Below are 18,657 nucleotides of genomic sequence, written 5' to 3'. Positions count from 1 at the left end.
CCCAGCAGGCCGCGCTTTGACGGATGACTCACTCAGCCAGACGCCAGGTCGTACCACCCTTGCCATCTTCCAGCACCACCCCCATGGCCAGCAGCTGATCGCGAACTCGATCTGACTCTGCCCAGTTCTTCGCCGCACGCGCGGCAATCCGCTCGGCAATCAACGCCTCGACTTGCGCAGCATCCACCCGACTGTCGGCACCGGCCTTGAGAAATGCATCGGCGGACAACTGCAGAACCCCCAGCACCTCTGCCTGCGCCCGCAACTGCGCCGCCAGCGCCGCAGCGGCCGCCAGGTCGGTATCGCGCAGACGATTGATTTCGCGAACCATCTCGAACAGCACCGCACAGGCTTCCGGAGTATTGAAGTCATCGTCCATCGCCGCGCGGAAACGCGCGACAAAGGCCTCGCCACCGGCCGCAGGCGCTGCCGGCAAGCCCTTCAGGGCATTGTAGAAACGCTCGAGCGCGCCCTTGGCTTCCTTGAGGCTGTCTTCGGCATAATTGATCGGACTACGGTAATGACTGGAAACCAACAGGTAACGCACTACCTCGGGATGGTATTTTTCCAGCACTTCGCGAATGGTGAAGAAATTGCCCAGCGACTTGGACATTTTCTCGCCGTCTACCCGCACCGCGCCGGCATGCATCCAGGTCGCGGCATAGGGCTTGCCGTTGGCCGCCTCGCTCTGCGCAATTTCATTCTCGTGATGGGGGAACACCAGGTCCGGGCCGCCACCATGAATGTCGAAGGTTTCTCCCAGGCAGCAATTGGACATCACCGAGCACTCGATATGCCAGCCCGGACGCCCCGCTCCCCACGGCGACTGCCAGCTTGGCTCGCCCGGCTTGACGCCCTTCCAGAGCACGAAATCCAGCGGGTCATCCTTGGCTTCGTCGACCTCGATCCGCGCGCCCACCTGCAAGTCTTCGATCTTCTTGCGCGACAGCTTGCCGTAGCCGGCAAACTTGCCGACCCGGTAGTACACGTCACCATTGCCCGGGGCGTAGGCATAGCCCTTGTCCATCAGCGTCTGGATCATCGCGTGCATGCCGGCCACATGCTCCGTGGCCCGCGGTTCCATGTCCGGGCGCAACACGCTGAGGCGCGCCTCGTCCTCGTGCATGGCTGCAATCATGCGCTCGGTGAGCGCCTCGAATGGTTCGCCATTCTCCTGCGCACGGCGAATGATCTTGTCGTCGATGTCGGTGATGTTGCGCACATAGGTGAGGTCGTAGCCGCTCTGGCGCAGCCAGCGAGAAATCACGTCGAACGCCACCATCACCCGCGCATGACCGATATGGCAGAAGTCATACACCGTCATGCCGCAGACATACATGCGCACCTGGTTGTCCACCAGCGGCTTGAATAGCTCCTTGGTCTTGCTCAGGGTGCTGTAGATCGAAAGCGCCATTACTGCCCCCAGGAGTCACGCAGGGTCACGGTGCGATTGAACACCGGCGCCCCTGGCTGGCTGTCCTTCAGATCGACACAGAAGTAGCCTTCGCGCTCGAACTGGAACCGCTCTTCCGGCTGCGCCCCGGCCAGCGACGGCTCTGCACGGCAGCCCTTGAGAACTACCAGTGACTGCGGATTGATGTCATCCAGAAAACTGCCGGCGTCTTCGGCCTTCTCCGGATTGGCCGAGCGGAACAGGCGGTCATACAGGCGCACTTCGCATTCGACGCTCCCGGCTGCCGGCACCCAGTGAATCACGCCCTTGACCTTGCGCCCTTCGGGGTTCTTGCCGAGGGTGTTCTCGTCGTAGGAGCAACGCAGTTCGACGACATTGCCGGCAGCATCCTTGATCGCCTCATCGGCACGAATCACGTAGCTGCCGCGCAGGCGCACTTCGCCACCCGGCTCAAGACGCTTGTAGCCCTTGGGCGGGTTTTCCTCGTAGTCGCCGGCATCGATGAATATCTCGCGACTGAACGGCAGCACACGCAGCCCCATGTCTTCCTTGGGGTGCCGGGGCAGTTCGAGGTTTTCCACCCGGCCCTGCGGGTAGTTGCTGATGACTACCTTGAGCGGGCGCAGTACACACATGGCGCGCGGTGCGCGGGCATCCAGGTCTTCGCGGATGCAGAACTCGAGCATGCCTATATCCACCACGCCACCGGCACGGTTCACCCCGATCATGTCGCAGAAGTTGCGGATCGAGCCCGGCGTATAGCCCCGACGGCGGAAGCCGGTGAGGGTCGACATGCGCGGGTCATCCCAGCCCTGGACATGCTGTTCGTCGACCAGTTGCTTGAGCTTGCGCTTGCTGGTCACCGTGTAGTTGAGGTTAAGGCGGGCAAATTCGTACTGGCGTGGCCGGGCCGGCACCGGCAGATTGTCGAGAAACCATTCGTACAGCGGCCGGTGATCTTCGAATTCCAGGGTGCAGATCGAATGGGTGATGCCCTCGATCGCGTCCGACTGGCCATGGGTAAAGTCATAGCTGGGGTAAATGCACCACTTGTCACCGGTCTGATGATGATGGGCATGGCGGATGCGGTAGAGGATCGGGTCGCGCAGGTTCATGTTCGGCGCAGCCATGTCGATCTTCGCGCGCAGGGCGCGGGCGCCATCGGCAAACTCGCCCGCCTTCATGCGCGCGAACAGGTCGAGGTTCTCCTCGACGCTGCGCTCACGGAACGGGCTGTTCCTACCCGGCTCGGTCAGGCTGCCGCGGTATTCGCGCGCCTCGTCCGGCGACAGGTCGCAGACATAGGCCTTGCCGGCCTTGATCAGGCAGATCGCCCAGTCGTGCAACTGCTCGAAATAATTGGAGGCATAGCGCTCCTGCCCTGCCCACTCGAAGCCCAGCCAGCGCACATCGCTCTTGATCGCGTCGATGTATTCCTGGTCTTCCTTGGCCGGGTTGGTGTCGTCGAAGCGCAGGTTGCACTCGCCACCGAACTCCTTGGCCAGGCCAAAGTTCAGGCAGATAGCCTTGGCATGCCCGATATGCAGGTAGCCGTTTGGTTCCGGCGGGAAGCGGGTAACGATCTTCGTGTGCTTGGCGCTATCCAGATCGGACTGCACGATCGGACGAAGGAAGTTTGTAACAACAGGAGTTTCAGGCGTGCTCATGGTGACCTTTAGCATCAATGACAGCAGGCACAGGGTAGGCCGGCCAAAACAAAGCGCTTATGATAGCGAACCCGCCCAACCCCTGTCAGTCGCAATGCTGCCGAGGTTGCCTAATCAGCGAAAAGAACTGCCAGCAGATCCGTCTTTGCCCCGGCAAAACCGGGATTCCTGGTGATTTTCAGGCTGATCCGGCCAACCAACCGGGCGTTTCCAGCCATCAACGAGCGATCCATCCATGATCAAACTGCATACCAACTTCGGCGTGATTACCCTCGAACTCTTCGACGAACAGGCGCCCCAGACGGCCGCCAACTTCAAGCAGTATGTGAAAAGCGGCCACTATGACGGCACCATCTTTCACCGGGTGATCAGCAACTTCATGATTCAGGGCGGCGGTTTCGAGCCCGGCATGAAGCAGAAGCCGGTCGGCACGCCAATCAAGAACGAAGCCAGCAAAGCGCTTTCCAACAAAACCGGCACCATCGCCATGGCGCGTACCAGTGACCCGCATTCGGCTACCGCGCAGTTCTTCATCAACGTCAAGGACAACGATTTCCTCGACCACAGCTCGCCCACCCCGCAAGGCTGGGGCTACGCGGTGTTTGGCCGGGTTACCGAAGGCTTGGAGGTGGTCGAGAAGATCAAGGGCGTGGCCACCGGCTCGCGTGGCGGTCATCAGGACGTGCCGAATGACGACGTGATCATCGAAAAGGCCGAGATCATCGAGTAAGCCGATGAGCGTCCTGCTGATTTCAGACCTGCACCTGCAAGAGGAACGCCCGGATGTCACCCGGGCCTTTCTCGACTTCCTGCAGACGCGCGCCCCGGGCGCCGAAGCGCTGTATATCCTCGGTGACTTCTTTGAAGTCTGGATCGGCGACGACGGCATGACCCCCTATCAGGAGGGCATCGCCCAGGCCCTGCGCCAGCTGGCCGACAGCGGCACCAAGGTCTACCTGATGCACGGCAACCGCGACTTCCTGCTCGGCAAGCACTTCTGCCGCAAGGCCGGCTGCACCCTGCTGCCCGACCCGAGCCTGGTACAGCTGGGTGGCGAGAGCGTGCTGCTGATGCACGGCGACACCCTGTGCACCCGCGATGTCCAGTACCTGCGCAAACGTGCACGCATTCGCAGCCCGCTGGGGCTGTTCATCCTGCGGCATGTCATGCCGCTGTCCAGGCGTCAGGCACTGGCCCGCAAGCTGCGCCAGGAAAGCCTGCAAAAGACGGCGCTGAAAGCCGCCGACATCATCGACGTCAGCCCCGAAGAGATTCCGCGCATCCTGCACAAATACGGGGTGCGCAAACTGATCCACGGCCACACGCACCGACCGGCGATCCATGACCTGCAAGTGGATGGCAAGCCCGCGCAGAGGATTGTGCTGGGCGACTGGGATGCGCAAGGCTGGGCCCTGCAGGTCGACGCCAGCGGTTTTGCGCTGGCGCCCTTCCCGATCAAGGCCGGCTGAATCAGGCCGCCGCGCCGCTGTGAAAGCGGAACTCGCTGTCCGGCGTGAGGATGGCGTCGCGCTCCACCCCGGCAAAAAACGCCACGCGCTCGGCAATCGGCACACCGGCAAACTTCTCCGCCATTGCCAGGTAATCCTGGTAGTGCCGCGACTCGGACTTGAGCAGCGAGCGGTAGAACTTCGCCAACTCATCATCCAGATAAGGCGCAAGACGAAAGAACCGCTCGCAGGAACGCGCCTCGATAAAAGCACCGACAATCAATGTGTCAATCAGCTTGCCCGGCTCGCTGGTGCGCACATGCGCGCGCAGGCGCTGGGCGTACAGGGCCGCGCTGACCGGCCGGTAGGCAATGCCGCGGCGCTTCATCAGCGCGGCGACCTGTTCGAAATGGCGCAACTCTTCGCGGGCCAGGCGCGACAGCTTGTGCTGCAGGTCCGGGCGCTCGATGTAGCGAAACATCAGGTTGAGGGCTGTCGAAGCGGCCTTCTTCTCGCAATTGGCATGATCGATCAGCAAGATTTCCTGCTGCTGCAGTGCCTGCTCTATCCAGCCCTGTGGCGTCGGGCAAAGCAGAAAGGTCTCGATTTCAGGTGGCAACATGATGGGCAGCAATTGATAAGGGGGCTGGCATTATAAGGGCACAAAGCGTCGCGCAGGATCAGCAAGCACGCCAGCAATGCGCTTTACACAGTACTGCCCGGCTTCCGGCTACCTTATAAACGCTGAAACCAGCCGCCTGGATTGGAGCAACAGGTGCAACCGGCCGGCTGGGTGCCAAAATGACCAGGGCCCGCAAGCGGGCCCTTGTCTGGAACGCTTGCAGGTCAGGCAGACAGCTCGACCAGCAGCTTGTTGAGCCGGCGCACATAGCTCGCCGGATCTTTCAGGCTATCGCCAGCGGCCAGCGCCGCCTGATCGAACAGAATGTGCGACAGATCCGCGAAACGCTCTTCGTCAGGCTCGGCATCCAGTCTTTCGATCAGCGGATGTGCCGGGTTGAACTCGAAGATCGGCTTGGACTCGGGCACCTTCTGCCCGCTGGCTTCGAGGATCTGGCGCATCTGCAGGCCCAGATCCTGTTCGCCAATGGCCAGGATCGCTGGCGAATCGGTCAGCCGGTGTGATACCCGGACTTCCGCCACCTGGCTGCCGAGTGCCCCTTTCAGGCGCTCGATCAGCCCCTGCTTGGACTTGGCCACTTCTTCCTGGGCTTTCTTGTCCTCTTCCGAGTCCAGCTTGCCCAGGTCCAGATCGCCACGCGCCACATCGACGAACTGCTTGCCGTCGAACTCGGTGAGATAACTCATCAGCCACTCATCGATGCGATCGGTGAGCAACAGCACTTCGATACCCTTCTTGCGGAACACTTCCAGGTGCGGGCTGTTCCTGACCTGGGCATAGGACTCGCCGGAAAGGAAATAGATCTTGTCCTGGCCTTCCTGCAGGCGGCCAAGGTAGTCAGCCAGGGACACCGACTGCTCGCCGGAATCATCGGAAGTCGCGGCAAAGCGCAGCAGCCCGGCAATCTTTTCCTTGTTGGCGAAATCTTCCGCCGGACCTTCCTTGAGTACCTGGCCAAACGCCTTCCAGAACGCCTGGTACTGCTCGGGTTCGTTCTTCGCCAGTTTCTCCAGCATGTCCAGCACGCGCTTGGTCAATGCCGACTTCATCGAATCGATGACCGGATCCTTTTGCAGGATCTCGCGGGAAACGTTCAGCGACAGGTCGTTGGAGTCGATCACGCCCTTGATGAAGCGCAGGTACAACGGCAGGAACTCGTCGGCCTGGTCCATGATGAACACGCGCTGCACATAGAGCTTGAGACCCTTGGGTGCCTCGCGCTGGTACAGGTCGAACGGCGCGCGCCCCGGCACATAGAGCAGCGAGGTGTATTCCAGCTTGCCTTCGACCTTGTTGTGGCTCCAGCTCAGCGGATTCTCGAAATCATGGGCGACGTGCTTGTAGAACTCCTGGTATTCCTCGTCCTTGATCTCGCTGCGCGGGCGCGTCCACAGGGCACTGGCGCGATTGACGGTTTCCCACTCGACTTCGGCCGGCTTGTCCTGCTCTTCGCCGTGGACTTCCTTCGGCAACTCGATCGGCAGGGCGATATGGTCGGAATACTTCTTGACGATGTTGCGCAGGCGCCAGCCATCGGCAAACTCATGTTCGGCAGCTTTGAGGTGCATGACGATGCGCGTCCCGCGCTCGGCTTTCTCGAGGGTGGCAACCTCGAAGTCGCCCTCGCCCTTGCTCGACCAGTGCACCCCGGCGCTGGCAGGATCCCCCGCGCGGCGGCTGAACACGTCGACCTTGTCGGCCACGATGAAGGCCGAATAGAAGCCCACGCCGAACTGGCCGATCAGGCTCGAATCCTTCTTCTGGTCACCGGTCAGATTCTTCATGAAGTCGGCGGTTCCGGACTTGGCGATAGTGCCCAGATGCGCAATCACCTCGGCGCGGTTCATACCGATGCCATTGTCTTCCAGGGTGACGGTTGCCGCCTCCTTGTCGAAGGACAGGCGAATCTTCAGCGGATCGCCACCTTCCAGCAGCTCCGGCTTGGCCAGAGCCTCGAAACGCAGCTTGTCGGCCGCATCCGAAGCGTTGGAAATCAGCTCGCGCAGGAAGATTTCCTTGTTCGAATACAGCGAATGAATCATGAGGTGCAGCAGCTGCTTCACCTCGGTCTGGAAGCCCAGGGTTTCTTTTTGAGTTTCCACACTCATGGTCATCTAACTCCACATGCAGGACAAAGCCGCAAGCGCGGCGGATGACAAGCAGATGGGGGCTGGGCGGGGAATTTCAAGTAGCGTGCCCGGCAAACGCCCGGATCAGGGCTCCAGCAACTCGATGCGGACCACTTCATCGGGGCGCAGATTGAAACTGACCTCGCCGGCGCCAAGGTTCTGCCGGATGACCAGCTTGCCCGCCGGATTGATGCCGGCAAAGCGGCCCTCGGCCGTGCTGCCGCGCTCACTGCGCACCCGTATCATCAGGTTCTGGTAGTCATCCGGCTGGCGCAGCAGGCGCTCCAGGGAAAACTGCACCCGCCGGTCGCTTGCGCGCGCCCCCGCGGCTTGCGCTGCAAGCACCGCTGATGGTTCGCCTGCCGCCGGCGGCTTGTCCGCCAGTGGGGCGCTCAACGGCGGAAAGCGATCATCGCTGACCATCCAGCCGCGCTCCGGGTTCTTTTCCATCTGCACGGGCAACTGCAGCGCCTGCCCCTGCACGCGTACCGCAACGTTCAGCGCCAGCGAATTGCCGGAAAAGCCCACCGGCGGCAACGGTGCCAATTCAACCTGGCTGGTACGGAAGCGGCGCTGCAGGTAATCCTCGATCACTTTGGAGAGTGTCTCGCGGGAATCATGCCGGGCATCCAGCTTGCCCTCGCGATAACGCAGGCGATCGGTATACAGCTCCAGCCTGCCCCGCAGCGAGGTCTTGAAGCGCGCCGGCAAGACCAGATGAAAATCACCGGTCAGCTTGTTCGGGGCAACGGGCTCAAGCTGCAGATGCAGACTGTAGCCGTGGGTTATGCGCCGCGCCTCCGGCAGATCCTGCTCGGGCAGCAACCAGCTCAACTCGATGACCGGCAGCGGCGGCAGGTCCTGCGGCAGGACGTCCAGGCTCACGGCGCCGGTCGGCTGCTCCGGCAGGCGGATAATCAGTTCGCGGCTGGCATAGAAATCCTGGCCCTCGCGCAAGGTCAGCGTGCCATCGATCAGCTCGGCCTGTTGCGGCGCGAAACGCTGGCCGTTGAATTCACCGCTCAGGTGGATGCGCAAGTCACCGGCAGGCTGCTCGGGTTGCAACCAGTTCAGGCTGAAGATCTCCGCCACCCGCTCGGGGTCTTTGGCGGCCATCTGCGCCAGCCCGACCACCACGGTTCCGGCCGCCAGCCCGGCGAGAAACACCGGTGTACGCGCCTTGCTCCAGTTGCCCAGGACAAACAGCAGGGTGACTGGCGGAATCAGGCTGCCCCAACCCCAGAGCAGGCTGGTATCGAATGCGCGCAGCACCAGCCAGACCAGGGCGGTGAGGAAAAGCAGCAAGCCGGCCAGAATCAGCAATGCATCCATTCGCTTGTCTCGGTTGTTTGCACGGCAGGTGGAGGTCTGCTGGAGCTCAGACCAGGAGCGGCGCAAGCATCAGCAGCAGGCTGCAGAGCAGGCCGACAAACCAGCAGAGACTGCGCTGCGCCGGTTTGTCTGCACAGTAGAAAACAATGAAGAGTATCCGCGAAATGACAAAAGTCACCGCCAGGGCATTGATCAGCAGGCCTTGCGACTGGGTGACCATGGCCACCAGCACACCGACGGCAAACAGAGGAAAGGCTTCCAGGCTGTTCTGGTGAGCCGCCAGCGCCCGTGCGCCCAGGCCGGTCAGGCGGGCTTGCTGAGCCCGCGGATGATGGTTGTCGTAGCCACCGGCATCGCCCTTCATGGCCTTGCCGACCGGAATCCTGGCCAGAAAGATCAGCACGGCACTGATAAATACACACCATAGTGGCAGGGTCATGCGGTTTTCTCCTGAACGGCGGGGTAAACAACGGGAACGTGGGTTAGGCACTGCGCCAACGCAAAGGCAGTGCCGGCTCATTATATGCAGGATATGCAGGCGGCCATTCAACTGCGTGGCCTGGCTGCGGACTTACTTGTGCTGTGGCGCTGGCAGGCAGCGCTGCAGAAACTGGCCGATCTGTTCAAAAGCCTGGCGGGCTTCGCTCAGTTGCGGATCGAACATGTGCCAGACATGCACCACGTGCCGCCAGGTCTGCAGGGTGACCGGCGAGCCGGCGGCCAGTGCCTTGTTCTGGTAGCGCTGGGCATCATCCAGTAGCATTTCATCCTCGCTGGCCTGGATCAGCACCGGCGGCAGCCCGGCCAGGTCACCATGGATCGGCGAGAGCACCGGATTGCACGGCCGCTGCCGGTTGAGCAGGAAGGTCAGCCACAGCAGCGCCGAGTGTGGCAGGCGGGTCAGCGGGGCAAACAACGGGCCGAGCATGGCATCGGTGGCCAGATTGCTCTTCAGCGTCTTGCCGCTCATGGTGCCGTCGGTGGCCGGCGACAGCGCAACCACCGCGTTTGCCGGGCGCAACTGCTGGTCACGGGCCCAGGCAACGGTCGACAGCGTCAGGTTGCCGCCCGCCGAATCGCCTGCCACTACCAGTGCAGAAACCGGCTGCGGCCCCTCCGGGCCGTTGTCCAGGATCCAGCGGTAGGCGGTGCGGCAATCCTCGATACCGGCCCTGCGCGGATGCTCCGGCATCAGGCGGTAGTCGATCGCCAGCACGGCTCCACCGGTCAGTTCGGAAAACTTGTTGGTGATCACCCGATGACTCAGCGGGCTGCCCATTGCCCAGGCCCCGCCATGGATATACAGGGTACGCCGCGAACTGTCGGCACCGGGCGCCAGCACCCATTCGGCCTTGACCCCGCCGGCATCGACAGGCACGAAGCGTGCGGTCAGCGTGTGACCTTCACTCAGGCTGTCCATGAAGCGCCGGAGGAATTTCAGGTGCTGCGACAGTGGCAGCTTCCTGGTCTGCGCGGAAAGTTCGCCCAGCAGCTTGAGTACCTGGCGATGCTCGGCATTCAGGCTTTCACCGGTAGCGAAACGTTGCCGCCGAGCCTCTGCGGCACTGCCCGGCAGATCAAACGCGGCCAGATCCGGCCCTGCCAGCATGCGTGCCACGACAAACCAGATAAGCAGAAGGACCAGCAAGGCCAGCAAGATGGATCCGATCAAGAGTCAGTCCTCAGGGATGGGCAGCCGCAAGGCTGCAGCGGAATTGGTTGAACCTGCTTTTGTTGCGAGCCAACCCATAACGGGTGCAGCGCCAAAAGAAACCCGCTCCTGCGCAAGGGAGACCATCCTCCCTCGGCTGGAACGGGTCGCTCGAACCGCCTTACTTGGTCGCCGCAGGCTTTTTCTTCGGCACTGGTACCGGCAACGGCTTGGCCTTGGTCGCCGGCTTGCGTGCGGCTGCCGGCTTGACCGGCTTGGCAGCTGGCGCCTTCTTCGCGGGAGCAATCGCCCGCGCTTTGGTGGCGGCCGGCTTGGCCGGGGCTCTGGCTGCTGGTTTCTCTGCCGCTGGAGCTTCGGGCAAGGCATCCGCCGCGGCCAGCAACTCCTCCCAGGCCTCCTTCATGCAGGCGGTGAAGAAACCCGGGTCCGGAATCATTTCCCGGCAGGAAACCGCCGACAGCCACATGACCTTGTTGTAGCTCACCCCCGTCAGGTTCAGCCCCGCTCCGTTGGTGGGAATGCTCACCGGGTAGAAGCACATGGCCTTGGCACCGGCCAGGTACAGCGGCACATCCGGCCCGCGGACATTGGACACCGTCATGTTGATCGACTGCATGAGCAGCCTGTTGAGCAGCAGGTTGCCGACAAAGCTCGGCACGGTATCCATCAGTTTGCTGAACAGATCGGCACCGAGCTTTTCCGCCTGATGCTTGCCGGCCTGAGCTGCAGCATGCGCGGCCTTGAGTCGCTCCAGCGGATCAGCGATATCCGAGCAGACACGCACCGTGGCGGCGCCGACCGCGTTGCCACCAGCCGAGGCATCGCTGCGCAAGGACATCGGCATCAGCGCCAGCAGGGATTCTTCCGGCAACTCGTTCTTGCTTTGCAGGTACTTGCGCACCGCACCGCCGGCAACCGCAAGGAAGATGTCATTCAGCGTGGCGCCCTTGACCTTGTCGCGGACGCGCTTGATGCGCGACAACGGCATGCCGAAACCGTCGAATACCCGATGCGCCGAAACCTCGTGATCGAAGCGGGTGGGCGGCGCCTTGGGGAAAGACAACTTTTCCGCAGGCCCGTCAGCGGGCTTGGTAAGGTTCAGCTGCTCACCGCCAATTTCGACAAACTTGCCCGCCAGCCGGGCCGACAGCTTGCCTGCATCGAGAATGCGGTTGATGCCGTTGGACACTGCTCGCGAGACAAACTCGGCCGCCGACGGATCGCGGTCGACATAGATGGTCTTGGTATCCGAACTCGGGGCTTCGGTGCTTGGCGTCAGGGACAGCAACTGGCTTGCCAGGTGCAGGCCGGCCATACCGTCTACGGAGGCATGGTGAAACTTCATGAACAGGGCAAAGGAGCCGGCTGGCAGCTTCGGAATATTGTCCAGGCCTTCGATGACATAGGCCTCCCACAGCGGACGGCTGCGATCCAGCGGGCGCGAGTGCAGGCGTGCCACCTGAATCATCAGCTGCCGCCAGTCACCAGGCTTGGGCAGGGCGATGTGGCGAATGTGGTACTCGACATCGATATCCTTTTCCGCCACCCAGTACGGACGGTCCAGGCCGAAAGGGACATTGGCCAGGCGCCGGCGGAAGATCGGGTGCAGGAACATGCGGTCATCGAAATGCTTGAGAATGTCCTTGAAGCGAACCTTGCCCTCGGGGGCCGTGCTCACATCGAAAATCATCATCATCGCGACATGGTTGAAGACGTTCTTCTGTTCCTGGAAAAGGAAAATGTTATCGGACCCGCTGAGTTGCTTCATGGCCATACCCTGGAGTTTTTTTGACGGTAAATCACAGGGTGTGATCTTAGCCGCATATGCCGATCAAGTGCCAACAGATTGCCTGCGCAGGCGTTGCCAACGGCGTGATTTACCCTACACAACGCTACACTTCGCGGGCCTGCGCAAAATTGGCCAGGCTGGACATTCGACCCACGCTGCGGACAGACTCTGTCGAACCTGCGCAGAAGCCGAACCACCTTTGAAGAGCAAGCCGATGAACGACAAGCCGAGCGAGCAGAAGCCAGCAGAAAAACCCATGGGCCTCCGGGACACCGCGCAAAGCGTGGTTGCCGCCGCTTTCGGGGTACAGAGCGGCAAGAACCGGGCACGCGACTTCAGCCGGGGCAAACCCAGCCACTTCATCGCCCTGGGTCTGATCTTTACCATCCTGTTCGTGCTGGTGATTGTCGGCGTGGTGCAGCTGGTGCTGCACCTGGCCGGCGTCTGAGCCAACCGCCACCCGGGTCGACCTGTCACCCCCGGGCCGAGGCTGAACCGCCAATGCGCGGTTGGGCTGGGCCCGGCAAGTTCCCTGCCTGCCCTGCCGTCATCCCCCCGAGAGTTGCCCGATGCCTGCCACAGCCGTTCCGCGTCTTGTCGCCGACAGTTCCCTGAGCGCCCTGGTGGCTGGCTTCATTGCCATGCTCACCGGCCATGCCAGCGGACTGGTGCTGATTTTCCAGGCTGGCCAGGCGGCCGGGCTGGACAACGCGCTGATTACCTCGTGGATCTGGGCACTCTCGCTGGGCATGTCCGCCTGCACCATCGGCCTGTCGCTGTACTACCGGGCGCCGATCGTGGTGGCCTGGTCCACGCCAGGTGCAGCCCTGCTGATCAGCAGCCTGCCCGGCGTGAGCTTCAACGAGGCGATTGGCGCCTATCTGCTGTGTGCGCTGCTGCTGACCCTGGTGGGGGTTACCGGCAGCTTCGAGCGGCTGATGCGCCGCCTGCCTGCGTCGCTGGCCTCGGCCCTGCTGGCCGGCATCCTGTTTCGTATCGCCAGCAACATTTTCGCGGCTGTCGAAGCGCAAACCCTGCTGGTGCTGAGCATGCTCGGCAGCTACCTGCTGCTCAAGCGCCTGCAACCGCGCTATGCCGTGCTCGCCGCCCTGCTGGTCGGTAGTGCGCTGGCCTACGGCCTGGGCCTGCTCGACCTGTCGGCCGTGCCGCTGCGCCTGGCGCAGCCGGCATGGACCACCCCGCACTTTTCCTTCAGCGCCGCGATCAGCATCGGCCTGCCGCTGTTCGTCGTCGCCATGGCCTCGCAGAACATCCCCGGACTGGCCGTGCTGCGCGCCGATGGCTATCAGGTTCCGGCCTCGCCCCTGCTCAGCGTCACCGGCGTCGCTTCCTTTCTGCTGGCACCCTTCGGTGCGCACGGGGTCAATCTAGCGGCGATTACTGCAGCCATCTGCACCGGCCCGCACGCCCATGAGGATCCGCGCAAGCGCTACACGGCAGCGCTCTTCTGCGGGCTGTTCTACGCCCTCGCCGGCCTGTTCGGTGCCAGCCTGGTGGCCCTGTTTGCTGCCCTGCCCAGCGCCCTGCTGCTATCGGTGGCTGCCATCGCCCTGCTCGGTTCGATCGGCAATGGCCTGAGCGTGGCCATGCACGACATCCAGCAGCGTGAGGCGGCGCTGCTGACCTTCATGGTCAGCGCCTCGGGGCTCAGCTTCTTCGGCATCGGCTCGGCCTTCTGGGGGCTGGTGGCCGGCGTGCTGACCTTGCTGCTGGTGAATGCGGGCAAACCCGTCGAGCGGCCAGCCCCATAACAGCGCCCACCGGCAAACCATTGCACCAGAATGATGCGCAAGCTGCCGCCTGCCAGCCTGGCCAGGCCCGCACAGCCGCGCTGCGGGCTGCGCAGCCTTGTGCTGCTTGCACTGGCAATCCGGCACAACGCCCGCAGGGCAGGCCCTGTAGCCTGCGTTGACAACCAGATGAGGACTGCCGATGCCGCACGGGTGAAAAACTGGCACGCTCTTCGCTATATCCCAAGCATGCAGGAGTAACCCCTTCGGGGGTGTAGCACGACAATTTGCAATAGCTGACTAGGGTTCCGGCTCGACGGGGATAACTGCCCGGCGAGTGACTGGTCCGAGAGTTGGCGACCTCGTTCGAGGTTACACGGCGGGACAAAAGCCCGGGAGAACGCGCTTGAAGCTCGCCAGAGCGAGACCGCGCTGCTCCTGCCCGTATTTATCGAACCGGAGGTCTATCCATGCAAAAGCCAATGCGCAAGTCCCTGTTGTCTGCCCTGATCGCCACATCCCTCGCTGCCACCCTCAGCCTCCCCGCCCACGCCGAGAAGAAAGACCAGTTCAACGTCTGCTGGACCATCTACGCCGGCTGGATGCCGTGGGAATACGCCCAGGCTGAAGGCATCGTCGACAAGTGGGCGAAGAAGTACGACATCGGCATCGATGTGGTGCAGCTCAACGACTATGTCGAGTCGATCAATCAATACACGGCAGGCCAGTTCGACGGTTGCACCATGACCAACATGGATGCCCTGACGATTCCGTCTGCTGGCGGCGTGGACTCCACCGCGCTGGTGGTCGGCGACTTCTCCAACGGCAACGACGGCATCGTGCTCAAGGGTGAAGGCAAGACGCTGGCCGACCTCAAGGGCATGGATGTCAACCTGGTCGAGCTGTCCGTGTCGCACTACCTGCTGGCCCGCGCACTGGAAACGGTCGGTCTGGCCGAGAAGGATCTGAAGGTAGTCAACACCTCGGATGCCGATATAGTCGCCGCCTTCGCCACCCCGGACGTGCAGGCCGTGGTCACCTGGAACCCCATGCTGGCCGAGATCGAAGCCACGCCCAAAGTGAGCAAGGTATTCGATTCCAGCCAGATCCCCGGCGAAATCATCGACCTGATGGTGGTCAACAGCGCCACCCTCAAGGACAACCCGGCACTGGGCAAGGCACTGACCGGCGCCTGGTACGAAATCATGGCCACCATGAGTGCCGATACGCCGGCGGGCAAGGCCGCACTTGAGCACATGGCCAAAGCGTCGGGCACTGATCTGGCTGGTTATCAGGCGCAGCTGGCGGCAACCCGCATGTATTACAGCGCCAAGGATGCCGTGGCCTTCGCCACCAGTCCGCAACTGCCGAGCATCATGGGCAAAGTCGCCGAGTTTTCCCACGCCCACGGCCTGCTCGGTGAAGGTGCCAAAAGTGCCAACGCCATCGGCATGAGCTTCGCCAACGGCGTGACTTACGGCGACGAGGGCAACATCAAGCTGCGCTTCGAGCCGACCTATATGCAGATGGCGGCCGACGGGAAGCTCTGACTGGAACGAGATTGGCTCAAGGCACCTTGTAGGTTGGGTTGAGGCATCGCCGAAGCCCAACTAAATGCCCCAAGCGTTGGGCTTCGCAGGCTCAACCCAACCTACGCCCGAACACCGGAACGAGATTTCTGCATGCGCCTGATCAACCGACACCCCGACCGCGGCGGTCGCCTGCTGCTGATCCTGCTGCCTTTCGTGCTGCTGCTGACGCTTTACTTCATCGGCTCAGCCGCACGCCTGACAGACAATCCCAACGACAAGCTGCTGCCCAGCGCGGTGCAGATGGCTGATGCCGTCGAGCGTCTGGCCTTTACCGAAGACCAGCGCAGCGGCGGTTACCTGTTCTGGCAGGACACCGCATCCAGCCTGCAACGTCTGGGGCTGGGCATTGGCATCGCCGCTCTGGCCGGGCTGTGTCTGGGCGTGCTGGCCGGGATTCTGCCGCTGTTCCGCGCGCCGCTCTCGCCGCTGCTGACCGTGCTGTCGATGGTGCCGCCACTGGCGATCCTGCCGATCCTGTTTATCGTCTTCGGCCTTGGCGAGCTGTCCAAGGTGATGCTGATCGTCATCGGCATCACCCCGGTGCTGGCCCGTGATCTGGAGCAGCGGGCACGCGAGATTCCGCCGGAAATCCTGATCAAGGCACAGACCCTCGGCGCCAGCACCTGGACGCTGATCCTGCGCGTGGTGCTGCCGCAACTGCTGCCGCGCCTGCTGATCGCGCTGCGTCTGGTACTCGGCTCGGCCTGGCTGTTTCTGATTGCCGCCGAAGCCATCGCCAGCACTGACGGCCTCGGTTACCGGATCTTTCTGGTGCGCCGCTATATGGCCATGGACGTGATCCTGCCCTACGTGGTCTGGATCACCCTGCTCGCCTGGCTGATGGACCTCGGCCTGCGCCGCATGACCCAGCTGGCCTTTCCCTGGTTTGAAGGGAGCAAGGCATGAAGCCGTTTATCGAAGTGAAAAACGTCTGGCAAGAATATGGTGATCAGATCGTTCTCGAACGCTTGAACCTGAGCGTCAAAGAAGGCGAGTTCTGCACCCTGGTCGGCGCATCCGGCTGCGGAAAATCGACCTTCCTGCGCCTGCTTTTGGGTCAGGAACGTCCGAGCAAAGGGGAAATCCTGCTGGCCGGTCAACCGCTGGCCGCTGAACCGGACTCCAGCCGTGGCGTGGTCTTTCAGCGCTACTCGGTATTCCCGCATCTGACAGTGTTGGACAACGTGGCTATTGGCCTCGAACTGCCACGCGCGCCCATCCTCGGCCGCCTGTTTGGCAGTGCCAAGCGCGAAGCCCGCGCGCAGGCCGCAACCTTGCTGGCCAAGGTCGGCCTCAGCCACGCGCTGGACAAATATCCCAGCCAGCTGTCCGGCGGCATGCAACAACGTCTGGCGATTGCCCAGGCCCTGATCATGCAGCCGCGCGTGTTGCTGCTCGATGAGCCGTTTGGCGCCCTTGACCCGGGCATCCGCAAGGATATGCACGTGCTGCTGCGCGAACTGTGGCAAGCCACCGGGCTGACCGTCTTTATGGTCACCCACGACTTGAGCGAAGGCTTCAGCCTCGGTACCCGCTTGCTGGTGTTCGACAAGACCCGCATCGATCCGCACGCGCCCACGGCCTTTGGTGCACGCATCACCTACGACATTCCACTCCACAGCAGTCGCCGCACGACTGAAGCGTTGCCGGCGGAAATTGCCGAACGCCTGCAATCCCAAGGAGCCTGACCCATGACAGCTTCTCTCAGCCTCAGACCTACCCTCTACGAGGAATTGGTTCCCGGCGGTGGCCACACCTCCTTTGTACTCAAGCGCGGCCAGTTGTTGCGCATCACCGACCTTGAAGGTGGCGCCAATGTCAGCCTGCTGTTGCTCGCTGCCGCCGAGAAAAGCGAACGCCTGAACCTGCCCGACACCCTCAAGTGCCAGCACACCGCCAAGCTCACCGCCGGTCACTGCCTGTACTCGGACATGGGCCGCGTGCTTGCCGCGATCACCGCTGACACCTGTGGCTGGCACGACAGCTTCGGCGGCGTGTTGAATGCCGCAGAAGTGCAGGAGAAATACGGGGCCGGCCGCTATCAGGAGTTGCGCAACAGCTTCTACCGCAACGGCGTGGACAACCTGCTGGTGGAAATGGGCAAGTGGAACCTCAACCTGCAAGACCTGCTGATGAACCTCAACCTGTTCAGCAAGGTCACGGTAGATGCCGAGGGTGCCTTCCAGTTCCAGCCCGGCAATTCCAAGGCTGGCGACTACCTCGAACTCTACGCGCCGATGGATACCCTGGTAGTGCTCACTGCCCTGCAACACCCCATGGACCCCAATCCCGCGTACGCACCCAAGCCGGTGCAGCTCTCGTGGCACAAGGTCGAGAGCGACGGCATCAGCGTGCTGTGCCGTACTTCGCGCCCGGAAAACGGTCGCGGCTTTCACAACACCGAACGTCAGTACCTCTGAGGGCGCCGCAATGAACCTGACCGAAAGCACCTTGCAGCCGGAAGCCGCCGTCTTCCGCCATGTCATCCCTGCCGGCGAGCCGTACCTCTGCGAAGTCAAAGCCGGGCAGACCGTGCGTCTGCTCGATCTGGAAGGCAATCAGGCGGTCGACACGCTGTTCTACAGCGCACGTAATCCGCGCGAACGCTATGACCCGCAACGCACCCTGCGCCGGCAGAACAGCGTGTACCTGACCACCGGCAGCGTCCTCTACTCGAATCTGGGCAATCCGTTGCTGACCATCGTCGCCGACAGTTGCGGCCGCCACGACACCCTCGGCGGTGCCTGCGCGCAGGAAAGCAATACCGTCCGCTACGCACTGGACAAGCGCTACATGCACAGCTGCCGCGACAACTTCCTGCGCGCCAGCCTGCACGACGGCCGTCTGGAAAAGCGCGACATCGGCGCCAACATCAACTTCTTCATGAACGTGCCGGTCACCCCGGAGGGCGGCCTGACCTTCGAGGACGGCATCTCCGCGCCGGGCAAATACGTCGAACTGAAGGCGCAGATGGATGTGATCGTACTGATCTCCAACTGCCCGCAACTGAACAACCCCTGCAACGCCTACAACCCGACCCCGGCCGAGGTGTTGGTGTGGGATTAAGCGCCTACGCGTAACCGTAGGTTGGGTTGAGCTTGCGAAGCCCAACATGGGGCCCGCTGAAATCCTCGTTGGGCTTCGCTGCGCTCAACCCAACCTACAAGGCTTGTGCAATACCCACTGCGGACGACCGCGGTGCAGACCGAATACCGCGGGA

Annotated in this window: 17 protein-coding genes and 1 riboswitch; of the genes, 9 read left to right on the top strand and 8 right to left on the bottom strand. The window is 62.5% G+C overall.

From position 1 onward, the window contains the following. Positions 1-28 precede the first annotated feature (28 nt). Complete coding sequence (cysS, locus tag ISX93_RS11450; protein ID WP_195778866.1) at positions 29-1,414, bottom strand: cysteine--tRNA ligase; 1,386 nt, start codon at positions 1,412-1,414, stop codon at positions 29-31. Next, a complete protein-coding gene (locus tag ISX93_RS11445; protein ID WP_195778865.1) occupies positions 1,414-3,081 on the bottom strand; it encodes a glutamine--tRNA ligase/YqeY domain fusion protein in 1,668 nt (555 codons plus the stop codon). The genes cysS and ISX93_RS11445 overlap by 1 nt, the downstream gene beginning before the upstream one ends. A gap of 235 nt (positions 3,082-3,316) precedes the next feature. On the opposite strand from ISX93_RS11445, the gene ISX93_RS11440 reads away from it, so the two are divergent. Both ISX93_RS11440 and lpxH read left to right on the top strand, forming a co-directional pair. After that, positions 3,317-3,811 (top strand): peptidylprolyl isomerase, encoded by a 495-nt coding sequence (locus tag ISX93_RS11440; protein ID WP_195778864.1) that lies wholly within the window; start codon positions 3,317-3,319, stop codon positions 3,809-3,811. Positions 3,812-3,815: 4 nt separating this feature from the next. Next, positions 3,816-4,550 (top strand): UDP-2,3-diacylglucosamine diphosphatase, encoded by a 735-nt coding sequence (lpxH, locus tag ISX93_RS11435; RefSeq protein WP_195778863.1) that lies wholly within the window; start codon positions 3,816-3,818, stop codon positions 4,548-4,550. 1 nt (position 4,551) lies between these two features. Here the strand turns inward: lpxH and ISX93_RS11430 are convergent, their stop codons facing one another. The 6 genes from ISX93_RS11430 to ISX93_RS11405 form a co-directional block, all read right to left on the bottom strand. Next, a complete protein-coding gene (locus ISX93_RS11430) occupies positions 4,552-5,151 on the bottom strand; it encodes a tRNA-(ms[2]io[6]A)-hydroxylase (protein ID WP_195778862.1) in 600 nt (199 codons plus the stop codon). A gap of 224 nt (positions 5,152-5,375) precedes the next feature. Next, positions 5,376-7,280, bottom strand: coding sequence for a molecular chaperone HtpG (gene htpG, locus ISX93_RS11425; protein ID WP_195778861.1), 1,905 nt, complete (start codon positions 7,278-7,280; stop codon positions 5,376-5,378). A gap of 105 nt (positions 7,281-7,385) precedes the next feature. Beyond that, a complete protein-coding gene (locus tag ISX93_RS11420; RefSeq protein ID WP_195778860.1) occupies positions 7,386-8,633 on the bottom strand; it encodes an MFS transporter in 1,248 nt (415 codons plus the stop codon). A 46-nt stretch (positions 8,634-8,679) separates the two neighbouring features. Beyond that, entirely contained in the window at positions 8,680-9,072 is a 393-nt protein-coding gene (locus ISX93_RS11415) for an MAPEG family protein (RefSeq protein WP_195778859.1), read from the bottom strand. Positions 9,073-9,204: 132 nt separating this feature from the next. Next, complete coding sequence (locus ISX93_RS11410) at positions 9,205-10,305, bottom strand: alpha/beta hydrolase (protein ID WP_219841023.1); 1,101 nt, start codon at positions 10,303-10,305, stop codon at positions 9,205-9,207. Positions 10,306-10,465: 160 nt separating this feature from the next. Beyond that, a complete protein-coding gene (locus tag ISX93_RS11405) occupies positions 10,466-12,073 on the bottom strand; it encodes a wax ester/triacylglycerol synthase family O-acyltransferase (protein WP_195778858.1) in 1,608 nt (535 codons plus the stop codon). A 235-nt stretch (positions 12,074-12,308) separates the two neighbouring features. Here ISX93_RS11405 and ISX93_RS11400 point away from each other — a divergent pair, with 235 nt between their 5' ends. The 7 genes from ISX93_RS11400 (at position 12,309) to ISX93_RS11370 (ending at position 18,503) form a co-directional block, all read left to right on the top strand. Further along, positions 12,309-12,542: a DUF2970 domain-containing protein gene (locus ISX93_RS11400; protein WP_195778857.1), complete on the top strand. Its 234-nt coding sequence runs from the start codon at positions 12,309-12,311 to the stop codon at positions 12,540-12,542. Between the two features lie 121 nt (positions 12,543-12,663). After that, complete coding sequence (locus tag ISX93_RS11395; RefSeq protein WP_195778856.1) at positions 12,664-13,866, top strand: benzoate/H(+) symporter BenE family transporter; 1,203 nt, start codon at positions 12,664-12,666, stop codon at positions 13,864-13,866. 268 nt (positions 13,867-14,134) lie between these two features. Beyond that, positions 14,135-14,246, top strand: a riboswitch (guanidine-I (ykkC/yxkD leader). Between the two features lie 81 nt (positions 14,247-14,327). Next, a complete protein-coding gene (locus ISX93_RS11390) occupies positions 14,328-15,395 on the top strand; it encodes a putative urea ABC transporter substrate-binding protein (protein WP_195779019.1) in 1,068 nt (355 codons plus the stop codon). A gap of 132 nt (positions 15,396-15,527) precedes the next feature. Next, positions 15,528-16,343 carry an ABC transporter permease gene (locus ISX93_RS11385; RefSeq protein ID WP_195778855.1) on the top strand — a complete coding sequence of 272 codons (816 nt, stop codon included), beginning with the start codon at positions 15,528-15,530 and terminating at the stop codon, positions 16,341-16,343. Beyond that, the gene (locus tag ISX93_RS11380; RefSeq protein WP_195778854.1) at positions 16,340-17,125 is read left to right on the top strand and encodes an ABC transporter ATP-binding protein; all 786 of its coding nucleotides are present in this window, start codon (positions 16,340-16,342) and stop codon (positions 17,123-17,125) included. Before ISX93_RS11385 ends, ISX93_RS11380 begins: the two co-directional genes overlap by 4 nt. Positions 17,126-17,128: 3 nt before the next feature. Further along, positions 17,129-17,857 (top strand): urea amidolyase associated protein UAAP1, encoded by a 729-nt coding sequence (locus ISX93_RS11375; RefSeq protein WP_195778853.1) that lies wholly within the window; start codon positions 17,129-17,131, stop codon positions 17,855-17,857. Positions 17,858-17,867: 10 nt separating this feature from the next. Continuing rightward, positions 17,868-18,503 carry an urea amidolyase associated protein UAAP2 gene (locus tag ISX93_RS11370; RefSeq protein ID WP_195778852.1) on the top strand — a complete coding sequence of 212 codons (636 nt, stop codon included), beginning with the start codon at positions 17,868-17,870 and terminating at the stop codon, positions 18,501-18,503. Positions 18,504-18,657: the final 154 nt, after the last annotated feature.

It is taken from the genome of Pseudomonas sp. N040 (assembly GCF_015637705.1).
GTDB lineage: Bacteria > Pseudomonadota > Gammaproteobacteria > Pseudomonadales > Pseudomonadaceae > Aquipseudomonas.
The sequence above is the reverse complement of the archived record's forward strand: the minus strand, read 5'-3'. Positions and strand labels throughout refer to the sequence as shown.

What these genes read in the sequence shown, in the direction of transcription:
- cysS (WP_195778866.1), bottom strand. Translation starts at nt 1,414, where the DNA reads ATGGCGCTTTCGATCTACAGCACCCTGAGCAAGACCAAGGAGCTATTC.
- ISX93_RS11445 (WP_195778865.1), bottom strand. Translation starts at nt 3,081, where the DNA reads ATGAGCACGCCTGAAACTCCTGTTGTTACAAACTTCCTTCGTCCGATC.
- ISX93_RS11440 (WP_195778864.1), top strand. Translation starts at nt 3,317, where the DNA reads ATGATCAAACTGCATACCAACTTCGGCGTGATTACCCTCGAACTCTTC.
- lpxH (WP_195778863.1), top strand. Translation starts at nt 3,816, where the DNA reads ATGAGCGTCCTGCTGATTTCAGACCTGCACCTGCAAGAGGAACGCCCG.
- ISX93_RS11430 (WP_195778862.1), bottom strand. Translation starts at nt 5,151, where the DNA reads ATGTTGCCACCTGAAATCGAGACCTTTCTGCTTTGCCCGACGCCACAG.
- htpG (WP_195778861.1), bottom strand. Translation starts at nt 7,280, where the DNA reads ATGAGTGTGGAAACTCAAAAAGAAACCCTGGGCTTCCAGACCGAGGTG.
- ISX93_RS11420 (WP_195778860.1), bottom strand. Translation starts at nt 8,633, where the DNA reads ATGGATGCATTGCTGATTCTGGCCGGCTTGCTGCTTTTCCTCACCGCC.
- ISX93_RS11415 (WP_195778859.1), bottom strand. Translation starts at nt 9,072, where the DNA reads ATGACCCTGCCACTATGGTGTGTATTTATCAGTGCCGTGCTGATCTTT.
- ISX93_RS11405 (WP_195778858.1), bottom strand. Translation starts at nt 12,073, where the DNA reads ATGAAGCAACTCAGCGGGTCCGATAACATTTTCCTTTTCCAGGAACAG.
- ISX93_RS11400 (WP_195778857.1), top strand. Translation starts at nt 12,309, where the DNA reads ATGAACGACAAGCCGAGCGAGCAGAAGCCAGCAGAAAAACCCATGGGC.
- ISX93_RS11395 (WP_195778856.1), top strand. Translation starts at nt 12,664, where the DNA reads ATGCCTGCCACAGCCGTTCCGCGTCTTGTCGCCGACAGTTCCCTGAGC.
- ISX93_RS11390 (WP_195779019.1), top strand. Translation starts at nt 14,328, where the DNA reads ATGCGCAAGTCCCTGTTGTCTGCCCTGATCGCCACATCCCTCGCTGCC.
- ISX93_RS11385 (WP_195778855.1), top strand. Translation starts at nt 15,528, where the DNA reads ATGCGCCTGATCAACCGACACCCCGACCGCGGCGGTCGCCTGCTGCTG.
- ISX93_RS11380 (WP_195778854.1), top strand. Translation starts at nt 16,340, where the DNA reads ATGAAGCCGTTTATCGAAGTGAAAAACGTCTGGCAAGAATATGGTGAT.
- ISX93_RS11375 (WP_195778853.1), top strand. Translation starts at nt 17,129, where the DNA reads ATGACAGCTTCTCTCAGCCTCAGACCTACCCTCTACGAGGAATTGGTT.
- ISX93_RS11370 (WP_195778852.1), top strand. Translation starts at nt 17,868, where the DNA reads ATGAACCTGACCGAAAGCACCTTGCAGCCGGAAGCCGCCGTCTTCCGC.